At 70.3% G+C, this 14,013-nt stretch carries 15 protein-coding genes and 1 pseudogene; 8 read left to right on the forward strand and 8 right to left on the reverse strand.

Annotated elements, in window-relative coordinates; genetic code table 11:
* Positions 1-13: 13 nt before the first annotated feature.
* The gene (locus PCA76_RS04295; protein WP_272615437.1) at positions 14-1,597 is read right to left on the reverse strand and encodes an acyl-CoA carboxylase subunit beta; all 1,584 of its coding nucleotides are present in this window, start codon (positions 1,595-1,597) and stop codon (positions 14-16) included.
* 84 nt (positions 1,598-1,681) lie between these two features.
* Between PCA76_RS04295 and PCA76_RS04300 the strand changes: the two genes are divergently transcribed.
* On the forward strand, positions 1,682-2,557 hold the full coding sequence (locus tag PCA76_RS04300; RefSeq protein ID WP_272615438.1) for a biotin--[acetyl-CoA-carboxylase] ligase: 876 nt from the start codon (positions 1,682-1,684) through the stop codon (positions 2,555-2,557).
* A gap of 176 nt (positions 2,558-2,733) precedes the next feature.
* Positions 2,734-3,306 carry a PH domain-containing protein gene (locus tag PCA76_RS04305; protein WP_272615439.1) on the forward strand — a complete coding sequence of 191 codons (573 nt, stop codon included), beginning with the start codon at positions 2,734-2,736 and terminating at the stop codon, positions 3,304-3,306.
* A gap of 45 nt (positions 3,307-3,351) precedes the next feature.
* Here PCA76_RS04305 and PCA76_RS04310 read toward each other — a convergent pair whose 3' ends face one another.
* The 4 genes and pseudogenes from PCA76_RS04310 to PCA76_RS32735 form a co-directional block, all read right to left on the reverse strand.
* Positions 3,352-4,038, reverse strand: a complete 687-nt coding sequence (locus PCA76_RS04310) for a MaoC/PaaZ C-terminal domain-containing protein (protein ID WP_272615440.1) — start codon at positions 4,036-4,038, stop codon at positions 3,352-3,354.
* Complete coding sequence (locus PCA76_RS04315) at positions 4,035-4,736, reverse strand: GtrA family protein (RefSeq protein ID WP_272619177.1); 702 nt, start codon at positions 4,734-4,736, stop codon at positions 4,035-4,037. The genes PCA76_RS04310 and PCA76_RS04315 overlap by 4 nt, the downstream gene beginning before the upstream one ends.
* Positions 4,737-4,799: 63 nt before the next feature.
* Entirely contained in the window at positions 4,800-5,336 is a 537-nt protein-coding gene (locus PCA76_RS04320; protein ID WP_442930238.1) for a GtrA family protein, read from the reverse strand.
* Positions 5,337-5,549: 213 nt separating this feature from the next.
* Positions 5,550-5,639, reverse strand: a pseudogene (locus PCA76_RS32735) (GtrA family protein); the annotation flags it as partial.
* A gap of 136 nt (positions 5,640-5,775) precedes the next feature.
* On the opposite strand from PCA76_RS32735, the gene PCA76_RS04325 reads away from it, so the two are divergent.
* The 4 genes from PCA76_RS04325 (at position 5,776) to PCA76_RS04340 (ending at position 10,761) form a co-directional block, all read left to right on the forward strand.
* On the forward strand, positions 5,776-7,620 hold the full coding sequence (locus PCA76_RS04325; protein ID WP_272615443.1) for a phosphoenolpyruvate carboxykinase (GTP): 1,845 nt from the start codon (positions 5,776-5,778) through the stop codon (positions 7,618-7,620).
* A gap of 37 nt (positions 7,621-7,657) precedes the next feature.
* Positions 7,658-8,515: a hypothetical protein gene (locus PCA76_RS04330; RefSeq protein ID WP_272615444.1), complete on the forward strand. Its 858-nt coding sequence runs from the start codon at positions 7,658-7,660 to the stop codon at positions 8,513-8,515.
* Positions 8,516-8,816: 301 nt separating this feature from the next.
* Positions 8,817-9,959 carry an NAD(P)/FAD-dependent oxidoreductase gene (locus PCA76_RS04335; protein WP_272615446.1) on the forward strand — a complete coding sequence of 381 codons (1,143 nt, stop codon included), beginning with the start codon at positions 8,817-8,819 and terminating at the stop codon, positions 9,957-9,959.
* 31 nt (positions 9,960-9,990) lie between these two features.
* Positions 9,991-10,761: an isoprenyl transferase gene (locus tag PCA76_RS04340; protein ID WP_272615447.1), complete on the forward strand. Its 771-nt coding sequence runs from the start codon at positions 9,991-9,993 to the stop codon at positions 10,759-10,761.
* Between the two features lie 40 nt (positions 10,762-10,801).
* On the opposite strand, the gene otsB is transcribed toward PCA76_RS04340, so the two are convergent.
* From otsB to PCA76_RS04355, 3 genes are all read right to left on the reverse strand, one after another.
* Complete coding sequence (otsB, locus tag PCA76_RS04345) at positions 10,802-11,626, reverse strand: trehalose-phosphatase (RefSeq protein ID WP_272615449.1); 825 nt, start codon at positions 11,624-11,626, stop codon at positions 10,802-10,804.
* Between the two features lie 67 nt (positions 11,627-11,693).
* A complete protein-coding gene (locus PCA76_RS04350; RefSeq protein WP_272615450.1) occupies positions 11,694-12,047 on the reverse strand; it encodes a hypothetical protein in 354 nt (117 codons plus the stop codon).
* A gap of 162 nt (positions 12,048-12,209) precedes the next feature.
* A complete protein-coding gene (locus PCA76_RS04355; RefSeq protein ID WP_272615451.1) occupies positions 12,210-12,653 on the reverse strand; it encodes an XRE family transcriptional regulator in 444 nt (147 codons plus the stop codon).
* Between the two features lie 263 nt (positions 12,654-12,916).
* Here PCA76_RS04355 and PCA76_RS04360 point away from each other — a divergent pair, with 263 nt between their 5' ends.
* Together PCA76_RS04360 and PCA76_RS04365 are read left to right on the forward strand one after the other, a co-directional pair.
* Positions 12,917-13,261 (forward strand): hypothetical protein, encoded by a 345-nt coding sequence (locus PCA76_RS04360; RefSeq protein WP_030328857.1) that lies wholly within the window; start codon positions 12,917-12,919, stop codon positions 13,259-13,261.
* 31 nt (positions 13,262-13,292) lie between these two features.
* Positions 13,293-13,628 (forward strand): hypothetical protein, encoded by a 336-nt coding sequence (locus PCA76_RS04365; protein WP_272615454.1) that lies wholly within the window; start codon positions 13,293-13,295, stop codon positions 13,626-13,628.
* Positions 13,629-14,013 lie beyond the last annotated feature (385 nt).

The following is a 14,013-nucleotide window of genomic DNA, read 5'->3' on the forward strand; positions in this document are numbered from 1 at the left end:
GGCAGCACCGAGATCAGAGCGGGATGTTGCCGTGCTTCTTGGGCGGCAGGGTCTCCCGCTTGGTGCGCAGGACTCGCAGCGCCCGAACGATCTGGGTGCGCGTCTCGTGCGGCGGGATCACCGAGTCGATGTAACCGCGTTCGGCCGCCACGTACGGGTTGGCCAGGGTGTCCTCGTACTCGGCGATCTTCTCGGCCCGGACCGCCGCCGGGTCCTCGGCGCCGGCCAGCTCGGAGCGGTAGAGGATGTTCACCGCGCCCTGTGCGCCCATCACGGCGATCTGGGCCGTCGGCCACGCGAAGTTCAGGTCCGCGCCGAGGTGCTTGGAACCCATCACGTCGTACGCCCCGCCGTACGCCTTGCGGGTGATCACGGTGACCTTGGGGACGGTCGCCTCGGCGTACGCGTAGATGAGCTTGGCGCCCCGGCGGATGATGCCGTCCCACTCCTGGCCGGTGCCGGGCAGGAAGCCGGGCACGTCCACGAAGGTCAGCACCGGGATGTTGAACGCGTCGCAGGTACGGACGAACCGTGCGGCCTTCTCGGAGGCGGCGATGTCCAGGGTGCCGGCGAAGTGCATGGGCTGGTTGGCGACCACGCCCACCGGCCGCCCCTCGACCCGGCCGTAGCCGACCACGATGTTCTGCGCGTAGAGCGGCTGGACCTCGAGGAACTCCCCGTCGTCGAGGACGTGCTCGATCACCCTGTGGATGTCGTACGGCTGGTTGGCCGAGTCCGGGATCAGGGTGTCCAGCTCCCGGTCCTCGTCGCTGATCGCCAGCTCGGCGGGAGCCTCGAAGACCACCGGCTCGTCGAGGTTGTTCGACGGCAGGTACGACAGCAGCGCCTTGACGTAGTCGACCGCGTCCTCCTCGTCGCTGGCGAGGTAGTGCGCGTTGCCGCTGCGGGAGTTGTGGGTGCGTGCCCCGCCCAGCTCCTCCATGCCGACGTCCTCGCCGGTCACCGTCTTGATCACGTCGGGGCCGGTGATGAACATGTGGGAGGTCTGGTCGACCATCACGGTGAAGTCGGTGACCGCCGGCGAGTAGACCGCGCCGCCGGCGCAGGGCCCCATCACCAGGGAGATCTGCGGGATGACCCCGGAGGCCCGCACGTTGCGGAAGAAGATCTCACCGTAGAGGCCGAGCGAGACCACGCCCTCCTGGATGCGTGCGCCGCCGGAGTCGTTGATGCCGACCACCGGGCAGCCGATCTTCATGGCCAGGTCCATCACCTTGACGATCTTCTCGCCGAAGACCTCGCCGAGCGAACCACCGAAGACCGTGAAGTCCTGCGCGAAGACGCACACCTGCCGGCCGTCCACCGTGCCGTAGCCGGTGACCACGCCGTCGCCGTACGGGCGGTTCTTCTCCAGGCCGAAGGCCGTGGACCGGTGCCGCGCCAGCCCGTCGAGCTCGACGAATGAGCCCTCGTCGAGCAGCATCTCGATTCGTTCGCGGGCGGTCTTCTTGCCTCGCGCGTGCTGCTTCTCGACCGCGCGGGCCGACCCGGCGTGCACCGCCTCGTCGACCCGGCGCTCCAGGTCCGCCAGCTTGCCCTCGGTGCTGTGGATGTTGGTCCCGGTCTCGGTAGTCACCCTGGGAATATAACGATGGTTCAGGTCGGTGCCGCTGTGCAGTACGCCTCAGTGCCGCCGCGGCCACCGCCGTAGGCTGGCGGAATGCCGGGCTCCCCGTACAACGATCTGGACCGCCCGCCGCTGTCGGCGGCCCGGCTGCGCCGTGCGTTGGTCGCGCCGAACGGGCCGTGGGCCCGGCTGGAGCTGCGCGCCGAGACCGGTTCCACCAACGCTGACGTGGCCGAGGCGGCCCGAGCCGGCGAGCCCGAGGGCCTGGTCGTGGTCGCCGAGCGGCAGACCGCGGGGCGGGGCCGGCGCGGCCGGGTCTGGGAGTCGCCGCCACGAGCTGGCATCGCCACGAGCGTGCTGCTGCGGCCCGGCGAGGCCGTGCCGGACCGCGGTTGGCTACCGGCGACACCCACGGGGTACGGGTGGCTGCCGTTGCTGGCCGGAGTGGCGCTGGTCGAGGCGGTGGCCCGGCTGGCCGAGCTGGAGGCCACCCTGAAGTGGCCCAACGACCTGCTGATCGACGACGCGAAGTGCGCGGGCGTGCTGGCCGAGGCGGTGCCGGGGCGCTCACCGGACCAGCCGCCGGCCATCGTGCTCGGCATCGGGCTCAACGTGACGCTGCGTGCCGATGAGCTGCCGGTGAATCCGACCGGGCTGCCGGCAACCTCGCTGCAGCTGGCCGGCGCGGTGGCCACCGATCGGGACCCGCTGCTGCGGGCTCTGCTGCGGGCTGTCGCCGACTGGTACGACCGTTGGCGCGACGCGGGCGGCGACGCGGTGGACAGCGGCCTGCGCGACGCCTACCTGGCGGCCTGCGCGACGGTCGGCCGCGAGGTACGCGTCCTGCTCCCCAACGGCGAGGCCCTGACCGGCACCGCGACAGGTGTGGACCGAGACGGCCAATTACAGGTGACCACCCCGACAGCCCTCCGCACCCTGGCCGCCGGCGACGTCCTCCACCTGCGCTGACCCATCCCCACCCCGCGATCTTGCAGTTGCTGCCCGGGCGGAACGGGCAAAAGCCGTAGCGCGGCGACCAAACGTGCAAGATCGCGAAGAGTGGGTGGGGCCGCGTGGCGGATGTTGTGGTGCCCCTTGGGGGGTTTACCGTCGGCGCGTCATGAAAATCGCGTTGGAGGTTCCCCGTGGCGTTTCCTGAAGACGTGCTCACCGAGGACGAGCATGTCGTGCTTCACCTGCACCCGCACTGGAAGGCGTTGATCCGGCCGATCGCGGTGCTGGTGCTGGCCATCGCCGCGGTGGTGGTCGGTGTGCTCCTGCTGCCCGAGAGCGGCGGCGGTTCGATCGCGCTGGCCGTGATCGGAGTGATCGCCCTGGTCGCGGTGCTCTGGCTCGGTCTGTGGCCGTTCCTGGTCTGGCGCACCACGCACTACCTGTTCACCAACGAGCGGGTGCTGCTTCAGCAGGGTGTCTTCTCCCGGGACCGGCGGGACCTTCCGCTCACCCGGGTCAACGACCATTCGATGAACCAGCATTTCCTCGAACGGCTGCTCGGCGCCGGCACGCTCACCATCGAGTCGGCCGGTGAGCGGGGCCAGTCGGTGCTCGCCGACGTGCCAAACGTCGGGAAGGTGCAGACCACCCTGTACGAGCTGGTCGAGGCACAGCACGACAAGCACTCGCTGGGCGACGGGGAGATGCGCGACATCCTCGCCGACATGCAGGACGGCAAGCCGCTGCGCGACACCACGACCTGATCCGGACCGATTGAGGCCCGCCCTGCCGCACAGTGTCGGGGCGGGTCAGTCGTGTGCTTCGGCCCTGGGCGGGACGGTTTCGGGTCGTTCCGGCCCGGGCCGGCTGATCCCGGCCGGGCCGGTGTCCGCCGGGCCGGTGTCCGCCTGGTCGCTCGCGGCAGGCAGATCGGCGTTGGCCAGGTCGGTGTTGGTCAGGTCGGCGTCGGTCGGGTCGGCGTCGGTCGGGTCGGCTTCGGCCGGTCGCACGGCGAACCAGCCCCGGAAGCGGGTCCGCAACACCTCCTGCTCGGGCCGGTCGTCCGGGCCGAGGCGCAGCATGGTGCCGGTGAGGCTGACGGTGCCGAGCCCGGGGCGGGCGGTCGACGGTCGGGCGCCCATCACGTCGACCCGAACGGCGAGCCGGTCGCCGGCGCGTACGGGGGCGAGCCAGCGCAGCTCCTCCAGGCCGGGGGACGCGTCCGCGGCTGCCCGGGACAGCAGGTGGTCGACGTACGCGCGCATGAACAGGCTGACCGTGTAGAAGCCGCTGGCGATCAGTCCGCCGTGCCGGCTCGCCCCGGCCAGGTCGGGGTCGACGTGGTACCACTGCGGGTCGAAGCGACGGGCGAAGGCGACCATCTCGTCGCCATCCACGGTGACCACACCGAGGTCGACGGTGAGCCCCGGGACGAGATCCTCGAAGAACAGCTCGGCGGGTTGCCCGGTGCCGGAGCGTGCGGCGGGTGTCGTCACCGGCGGGGGGCGCGGCGGGTGCTGACGTGTAGCTCCGCGGCGAGTTCCGCGTCCAGGTCGGCGGCGGGGCTGACGCTCAGCCGGGTGGGCCGACCCTGCGGAGGTGCGCCGGGCGGTGAGTCGGCGCGTTCCGCGGATTCCGCCTCTTCCAGCTCGGACACGGATTCGGCCAGCTCGGCGACCGGGTCCATTTCCGCCATGGTGTCCCACTCGTCGCGCGGGATGTCGTGCCAGGTGGAGTCGGGCTTCGCCTCGTCCTCGACTGGCGCGACGGGCTGGAAGACGAAGGTCCGGTATGACCAGAATCGGAACAGCGTGGCCAGCATGACACCGACGGTCTTGGCCACGTTCAACGCCAGTAGACCATGTACGCCGAGGCCGTACTTCGCCGCTGCCACGGCACCCAGCTCAATGAGCAGGCCAGCCCCGTTGAACAGGAAAAACAGGACGTATTCGCGCCGCAGCGCCTTCGGGCGATCCCGGTACGTCCAGTGCCGATTCATTAGGTACGACGTGATCGTGGCGACGATGGTCGCGATCACGGTCGCCTTCAACTGACCATTGACGAAAACGGTCAGTGCAAGGGCATTGAACACCGCGTAATTGATGACGGTGTTGATGCCGCCGACGATGCCGAACTTGAGCGCCTCGTGGATGAACTTCTGCCAGCGCTCAGGCAGCAGGCGGACAAGACGCATGCGAAACACCTTAGGGCAGTCGGTGCGGCCGGCGATCACCGGTCGAACGAGGTGGGCAGCAGGTCACGCCCCGTGGTCACGGTTGGGCTTCACCTGCGGAAGGGTCGGGGTTCCCGCTTCGACGAAGACGAACCGCCGGTACGACCAGAATCGGAACAGCGTGGCGAGGCCCGTGCCGACGATGTAGCTGGCGAGGTTGTCGGCCAGGCGCGTCTGGAACACGGCCGGCCAGATGCTGCCGAGCCCGTAGCGGCTGATCGCGAGGCAGGCCACCGTGATGCCGAGGCCGACCGCGTTGAAGAAGAAGAACAGCGCGTACTCGCGGGCCGCGTTGCTGCGCTGACGGTGCCGCCAGGTCCAGAACCGGTTGCCCACGAAGGCGACGGAGGCCGCGATCACGGTGGAGATCGTCTTCGCCGTCAACTCTTCGATGCCCCGACTGCTCGTCAGATAGTTGAAGAGCGCGAAGTCGATGAGGAAGGCGATACCGCCCACGGTGGCGAACTTGCTCATCTCGCGGAGCAGGTGACCGAAGCGGTCCAGCAGTCTGCCGACGAGACCCTGTCGGGTCTGCCGGGGGCCCGGTTGTTCCCCGGTCATCGTGGCGGCCACGGGGCGAGCCTACCGGCTGACGACCAGTCGGAGGGGCAGCTACGTCAAGCGGGCGTGGCCGCTCGGAAGCGCCCATCGCTGTGTGCGGAACTGTTGCACGCAGCGTAACCAATTGGGAGGAGTGACGCGGCCCGGAACGGGGATCCACGCACCGGTCGGCGGGGCAGGTCCACGGCCCGACCGCAACAAGCGTCCGCCGGGGTGCACAACAAGATTTGCGTGAAACTGCGCGGGAAAGCGGGTATCAGCTCGTGATACCGCAGCGAGGCCGTACCTTGTGCAGTTCTTCACAACCAGTCCCACTGACTCGGAAGGCTGCCCGGTTTACGCTGAGGCCAATCCCAGGTTTCCACGAAGGCGACGCATCGCGCCGCTGAGTCTCGTGCATCCCATAGATCGGTCAGCGTCGACCACAAGGAGATGTGTCATGGTTGCTCCGGCTGTTGTGCGGGGTATCGATCAGGCCCCGACGTCCCATCCGAAACTGCTCGCCTGGGTCCGTGAGGTCGCGGAACTGACCACCCCTGACCGTGTCGTCTGGGTGGACGGGTCCGACGAGGAGTGGCGCCGCCTCACCGATGAGCTGGTTGAGTCCGGCACGCTGATCCGGCTCAACCCGGAGAAGAAGCCCAACTCGTTCTACGCGCGTACCGACCCGACGGACGTCGCCCGGGTCGAGGAACGCACCTACATCTGCTCCGTCGACGAGGCGGACGCCGGCCCCACCAACAACTGGATGGCGCCGCCGGAGATGAAGCGGACGATGACCGATCTGTACCGCGGTTCCATGCGCGGTCGCACCATGTACGTCATCCCGTTCGTCATGGGCCCGGTCGAGGCCGAGTCCCCGATGTTCGGTGTCGAGATCACCGACAGCCCCTACGTGGTCGCGTCGATGCGCATCATGACGCGGATGGGCGCCCGGGTCCTCGAGGCGATGGGCAACGACGCGGACTTCGTGCACGCGCTGCACTCGATCGGCGCCCCGCTCGCCCCCGGCCAGCAGGACGTGGCCTGGCCGTGCAACGAGACCAAGTACATCTCGCACTTCCCGGAGACCCGGGAGATCTGGTCGTACGGCTCCGGTTACGGCGGCAACTCGCTGCTCGGCAAGAAGTGCTACTCCCTGCGGATCGCCAGCGTGATGGGCCGGGACGAGGGCTGGCTCGCCGAGCACATGCTGATCCTGAAGATCACCTCGCCGGAGGGTCGGGTCTACCACATCGCTGGCGCCTTCCCGTCGGCCTGCGGCAAGACCAACCTCGCCATGGTGGAGCCGACCATTCCCGGCTGGAAGGTCGAGACCATCGGCGACGACATCGCCTGGATGCGGTTCGGCGCGGACGGCCGCCTCTACGCGGTCAACCCGGAGTACGGCCTGTTCGGTGTCGCGCCCGGCACCGACTGGAAGACCAACGCCAACGCCATGCGCACACTGGACCGGGGCAACTCGGTCTTCACCAACGTGGGCCTCACCGACGATGGCGACGTCTGGTGGGAGGGCATGGGTGAGCCGCCGGCGCACCTGATCGACTGGAAGGGCAACGACTGGACGCCAGAGAGCGACAGCCTCTCCTCCCACGCGAACAGCCGGTTCTGCACCCCGATCACCCAGTGCCCGATCCTCGCCGACGAGTATTTCGACCCGAACGGCGTGCCGATCGACGCGATCCTCTTCGGTGGCCGTCGGCGGGACACCGTCCCGCTGGTGACCGAGGCCCGCGACTGGGTGCACGGCGTCTACATGGGTGCGACGCTCTCCTCGGAGACCACCGCGGCCGCGTCCGGGGCCGTCGGCGTGGTCCGGCGGGACCCGATGGCCATGCTGCCGTTCATCGGTTACAACGCCGGGGACTACTTCCGGCACTGGATCGAGATGGGCAAGGGCGCCGACGGCGACGAGGCGAAGCTGCCGAAGATCTACTACGTCAACTGGTTCCGCAAGGACCCGGACGGCGCGTTCCTCTGGCCTGGCTTCGGGGAGAACTCCCGGGTGCTCAAGTGGGTCGTCGAGCGGATCGAAGGCACGGCCGGCGCGGTCGAGACGCCGGTGGGCATGGTCCCCGCGCCAGACGCGCTAGACGTCGAGGGCCTGGACATGACCCCGGAGGACGTCCGGATCGCCCTGAAGGTCGACCCGGACGAGTGGCGTAACGAGCTGCCGCTCGTCACCGAGTGGTTCGAGAAGTTCGGTGACAAGCTGCCGGGCGTGCTCTGGGCCGAGTTGGACGCACTGCGCGCACGCCTGGACGCCGCGCAGCCGCAGCGCTAGGTGTGAAGACCGCCCCTTGCGGGCATCATCGGATCCCATGAGGACGGCCGCCGAGACCCAGGTCCGGCGGCCGTCCGCCGTCCGGGTGCTCACCATCCTGCTCGCGACGACGGCGGCGGCCACCGTCGCGGTCGAGCTGCTCAATTGGTGGTACGCCCCGGAGCAGGGCTTCGGGCTCGCCGTACGGACCGGTTGGGCGATGCTGCGCTCGTTCGGTTTCCTGCTGCTGATCGGGCACGTGCGGCGGGGCCGTACGGTGGCACGCCCGTTCGGGCTGATCCTCGCGGTCACCACGATCTTCGCCGTCGGCCGGATCATCGTGCCCCGGCAGGGGGTGCCGCCGCTGCCCGGCCTGCTCGGTTTCGCCGTGCTCACCGCGCTCTGTGCGGCGGTGGTCTGGCTGCTCTACCGCTCGTCGGCGTTGGCCGGGCACCTGGTCCGCCACCGACCCCGGCTCGTCATCGACCGGGACGGCATCTCCTGGCGGGAGACCCCGCCGCGCCGACCGCAGGCCAGCGCCTGGCTGTTGACCAGCCGGGTGGCCGCGTTCACCTACAGCCCACTGATGCTGGTTCCGGCACTGGTGGCCGGCGGCTCCATCCTGGATGGTCGACTGACCGCGGTGCCGGCCGTGCTGTTCTGGTTCGGCGCGGGCATCACGGCCAGCTACGCGGTGCTGTTCTGTACCGCGTTCCTGATGCGGGGCAAGGACTGGGCGCGTGGCCTGCTGGTCGTCGTCACGGTGGCCGTACTCGCCGTGGATCTGCCCCTGTGCTGGTGGCTGCTGGGCGTGGACGGCCTGGTCCGCGACGGCGGCCCCCTGCTCGCCGCAGCCATGCTGGCCCTCTACGGCCTCCGCCGCGCCGCCCGCGCCCCCGACCCCGTCCCGCCCTGACCCGCCCCGCCCCCGCCCCGCCCGCCCCGCCCTGCCCCGCGCCCCGCCCCCGCCCGCGTCGATCATGGAGTTGTGGTGCCCGGTGCGCGCTGTTTTGCCGCTTCTGTGACCCACCACAACTCCATGATCGACGTTGGCGGGCCGGACTTTGACGGCGTCGGGCTGGGGCGCGCCGCGGGGAGCGGGCCGGGGCGGGCCGACAGGGGGCAGGATGGCGGGGTGGCGTCGGTCACAACGGTTGGCGTGGGCGGATCGTCGGGGCGGTGCGGGAGCAGTCGCGTCGGCCGGAGGGAGGCGCGCGGTGAGCGACGAGTTCGACGTGGTGGTGGTGGGAGCGGGGCCGGCCGGGGCAGCCGCCGCGCTGACAGCGCGCAGGGCGGGTGCCAGCGTGTTACTGCTGGACCGGGCCGACTTTCCTCGGGACAAGGCGTGCGGCGACGGAATCGCCGCGCACTCGGTGGACATGCTCGCCGAGCTGGGGGTGACCGAGGCGGTGGCGGGCTATGCGCCGCTCCCCGCGTTACGCATGATCGCGCCGGGCGGCGGCGCCGTGGCCCGGGCGCTGCCCCGGCCCGCGTACACCGTGCCCCGGGAGGTCTTCGACGCGCGACTGGTGGCGGCGGCCGTGGCGGCCGGCGCACAGCTGCGCCGGCACACCGTGCGCCGGGTCGAGCCGCGCGCCGACCGGGTGGTGCTCGACGGGGAGTTGTCGGGCCGGGTGGTGGTGGGCGCGGACGGCGCCGGGTCGGTGGTGCGTCGGACGCTCGGCCACCCGCAGAATCCCGACCGGCACCTGGCGCTGGCCATCCGTGGGTACGCCCCAGCTCTGCCCGGCCCGTCCGAGCAGCTCATCGTCACCTCGAAGGCGCGCTGGCCGGCGTACGCCTGGTCGTTCCCGATCGGTGACGGGCGGGCGAACGTCGGGTACGGGGAGGTGCTGCGCGGGGAGTCGCTGAGCAGGGCCTACCTGCTGGACCGGCTGGCCGCGCTGCTGCCCGACACCGACCTGGCGACGGTGAGCGCACTGCGCGCCCATCATTTGCCGCTGTCCACCCACCGGCCGACACCAGGGCGGGGGCGCACGCTGCTGGCCGGCGACGCGCTGTCACTGATCAATCCGTTCACCGGGGAGGGGATCTTCTACGCGCTGCTCTCCGGTGCGCTCGCCGGTGCGGCGGCGGCCCAGACACCCGACGGGGCCGCCCGCCGCTACACGCAGGGGTTGCGTCGTCGTCTCGGCACCCACCTGCGACACAGCTCGACCGCGGCCTGGTTGGCGCGGCGGCGCCGGGTGGTGGACGCGGCGGTCCGGGCGGCCCGTCGGGACGACCGGGTCTTCTACGACGTGGTCGAGCTGGGGTTGGGTGACGGACGTCTTACCGCTCGTACGTTGGCGATGATCGGCATCGGTCTGCGCGGCCGGGATGGGGCTCCGAGGCAGTGATCTGGCCGACGGGTCGCTACGCTGCTAGGTGATGACGCTGCGGAACCTTATTTACTCCGTGTACGAGCGCCGGCTCACGGCGAAGCTCGCGGGTAAGCCGGTGCCCCGGCACGTTGGGGTCATGTGCGACGGCAACCGCCGATGGGCGAAGGAAATGGGCTTCCTCGACCCGAACGACGGGCACCGGGTCGGCGCGGCAAAGATCAAGCACCTCCTCGGCTGGTGTGACCAGGCCGGCGTCGGGCACGTCACCCTCTATCTGCTGGCCACCGACAACCTGCGCCGTCCGGCCAGTGAGCTGGACCCCCTCCTCAAGATCATTGAGGACCTGGCGGTGGAGTTGGCGGAAGAGGGCAATCCCTGGCGGCTGCGTATCGTCGGGGCGCTCGATCTGCTGCCGGCACAGACCGCGGCGGCGCTCAAGGGCGCCGAGGAGCGCACCCGCGAGCGCACCGGCGGCGCGGAGGTCAACATCGCGGTGGGCTACGGCGGTCGCCGGGAGATCACCGACGCGGTCCGGTCGCTGCTGCTGGAGTACGCCGCCACCGGCGGCACGATCGAGGAGTTGGCCGAGGTGCTGGACGTCGAGCACATCGCCGAGCACCTCTACACCCGTGGCCAGCCCGACCCCGACCTGGTCATCCGCACCAGCGGCGAGCAGCGGCTGTCCGGCTTCATGCTCTGGCAGTCCGCGCACTCGGAGTTCTACTTCTGCGAGCTCAACTGGCCGGATTTCCGGCACATCGACTTCCTGCGCGCACTGCGCTCGTACGCCACCAGACAGCGCCGCTACGGTGTCTGAACCGGCGGCGACGCGTCTGTCGCCGCCGGGTCCGGCCCGGTCAGGGCAGGTGGGTCAGTGCCTGGGTGAGGAAGTCGCCCAGGGCAGCTGGGGACTCGATCGTCAGGTCGGCGGCGTTGGCCACCTCATGGCCGGTCTCCGGGTTGGCCACGGCCACGCACACGCCGAGGAAATCCGGGTCGGCGGCGGCGCGGGCGCGTAGGGCGGCGAAGGCCTTGATGTCCGAGACGTCGTCGCCGAAGTACCAGGCGGCGGTGGCCCCCTTGATCGCCTCGCCGATCACCATGCCCTTGTCCCGGTCGACCGGCGGCTTGAGCTCCAGCACCATCCGCCCGGCCTGCGCCCGCAACCCCAGCCGGTCGGCCTGCTCGTGCCCCCACTGCTGCACGGTCGAGCCGAGCTGCGGAGCGGTACGCCAGTGCAGCGCGACGGAGAGCCGCTTGTACTCGACCAGCGTGCCGGGCGGCAGCTCCGCCCGAGCCAGGTCGGCCAGCTCCGCCATGGTCGGCACCCAGGGCAGCGCTGCCGGCTCGGTGACGGTTTCCCCGCCGGAGTGGCTGTGCTCCAGCCCGTAGAGGCCGTAGAGGTCCACGCCGGCGAGCCCGCCGAGCTGTTCCCGGAGGAACTCGACGGGTCGGGCGGAGACGATCGCGACCCGCTGCACGATCGAAGCCAGTGCCTCGATCGCGGCCAGCGCCTTGGGTGCCGGGCGTACCGCGCTCGGATCGTCGTCGACGGGCGCGAGCGTGCCGTCGAAGTCGAAGAAGAGCACGGTCCCGGCCGCCCGGCTGGCGGTGGTCCGCCAGGCCTGGTCGGCGTTCAACGGGGTTCTCGGCTGTTGGTTGCCCAGATTCAACGGCGGCACGCGCGTCAGCGTACCCCGGCGATGGAGGCTCATTCCTGGCCGAGTGGACCCGTTCGGCGGTACGCGATCAGCGTTCGGCGGCTCCTCGTCCGCGCCGGCCGAACGGCACCACCGCCGCCTCCTGGCCATGGCTCAACAGATAGCCCTCCACGAACCCGGTGTTGCGATCACCGGTGCGGCTTTCGATCTCGTTGAGCTGCGCAACCAGGAACTCGGTCAGCGCGCTGAGCCGGTTGTTCAGACGCTCGTGCAGCTCAGCGACGACGGCCAGAACGACCGCGGTGCCGGCGGCGATGAGCACAAAGAGGTTGACGAACAGCGGAAGCTGCCCGCCATCGACCGCGAGGGTCACTACGTTGCCGGTCGCCCACAGTGTTATCGACACCGTCGCGACCACGACTGCCAACCACTTCAGGGTCATGGACAGACCCCTCCTTCTGTCCCGCAGGGCTGGGTTCGGCCTTGTCCCGTCCCCCCGCCGATGACGAGCCCAAGCAGTACGAGTAGGGACGCTAGCGTGCCCGTTCCGGCCCCGGAGGCAAACGAATGAACCCGACCAGGCGTTCTTTCGCTATCTGAGGAACTACCCTGCTTGATTGCCCCTTTTTCGGACATCGACGGGGAGCGTTGGGCGGTATGCGAGGTATCTGATGGTTTCGCGGATGTGGAACTTCTCCGCGTCCGACACGTTCGGATCGATCAGGCGACGCAGCAGTGCCTCCACGTCGGGGTCCATCGGAGGGGCGGACTGGCCGGTGCGAGGGCCGGCCGCGGTGCGGTCCCAGCCGAGCGCGGCGAAGGCGGCAGCCGGATTGAGCCCCAGGCCTTCGCAGAAGGCGACCACCCGTTCGGCCTCCGGGTCGCTGGCCCAGTCGCCCCGGACCCACCGGTTGATGGTCTGCCGGGAGACGCCGGTGCGCCGGGAGACCTCGGTGCCACTCCAGGCCCGGGTGGCCCGTGCCTCGTCCAGGGCGCGCCGCACGAAGGTGGCGAAGGCGATCTTTCGCGCATTGGCCGTCTCGGTCACCCCGTGACGGTACGGCCAGCCGGCGGCGAGTGCGTGCCCCGGCTCGCTACTGTCACGCAGACGTGACGGGATCTTCGGATTTCCGGTAAACGATTCGGTGCCACTGTTGAGGGGTGTCACGCGGGCAGAATAGATGCCCGTAGTGGTAAACGTAAGCGGACGAAAAGCTGATACTGTCACGCCCATGGGACAATCTACGGTGTGTCACGTGTATGAGACGATTGGTGCTCACATGCGTCACGCCCCCGGTGCTAGGGGGTGTGGTGACTGAGCTCGCCACCCGCGCCCAGGCCTTCGGGCTGATCGCCGAGGGGGTCGCCGCAGGGCTGACCGCTCCCTGGCGGCTCTACCTCGCCCGAGGCTGCCGCTACCTGTCGCTGAGCGTCGGCGATCGCGCCGAGTGGAACGCCTGGCGTACCCATCTCGGCTGCCCCGAGCTGAGCGTCCGGGTCTACGACGCCGGCGGCGAGATCCGCCGGTCATCCGTGGCCGAGGTCGTGCTGGACGGCTGCCGGATCAGCGTCGAGCTGGTCGAGGAGGTCAGCACCGACGACCTGGACCGGCTGCTCGTCGCGGATCCCACCACGATCGAGCCGGAGGAGCGATGACCTGGCGTCCGGGCTGGGCCGGAGCTGCCCGATGAGCCCGTTCCTCGCGGTGTTCCTCGTCCTGGTGCTCGGTGCCACCAGCTACGCGGCGGGCCGGCTGCACGGGCAGCTCAGCTACCGCATCGGCTACCGCTTCGGCTACCGGCAGGGCTACTTCGACGGTGACCGGGGCGCCTGGAACCGGCGTCGCCGCGATGCCCAGGCGGCGATCGCCTCCGCCCTGTCGGTCTCCCCGGCGGGCGTGGTCCGCTCCGCCGGCACCGTCGCCCGCCCCGGCACCACGTACACCGGCTCGTCGTTCACCGCGCCGGCCGCCCCGATCACGGGGCGGCACCCGACCGGCACGCTCGTCCGACGTTCCGGTTGAGGTCGGTCGGCGGGCGCAGGCCCGCCGACCGGCGCCACGAACGCGGTGCGTCGTCCGCGGCGGACACGCACCGTCGGGGTCACGTCAGACCGGTGACGGTGGCCCCACCGGCCGGGATGCGCGCAGGGGGCATGCATCCCGGCCGGTTCCGCCGCGCCCGCCTCTGCCCCCGTGCTGGTGAGGGGCTCCGCGAAGCGGGGTTCCCGAGCCCGTCTTGGTAGATCCACGTCCGCCCTCTAGCCGGAAGGGTCCGGCGCGGCTAGCGTCTAGGCATGGCACGGGGTTCTCCCGAGCCAGCCGGTCCGCCCGGATCTGCGACCTCGCGCATGGGGTTCCGCATCCGACCCCGTGTCCCCGGGCACCGGAGGAGGCGGAACACGGGTGG

The organism is Micromonospora sp. LH3U1 (assembly GCF_028475105.1).
Classification (GTDB): Bacteria; Actinomycetota; Actinomycetes; order Mycobacteriales; family Micromonosporaceae; genus Micromonospora.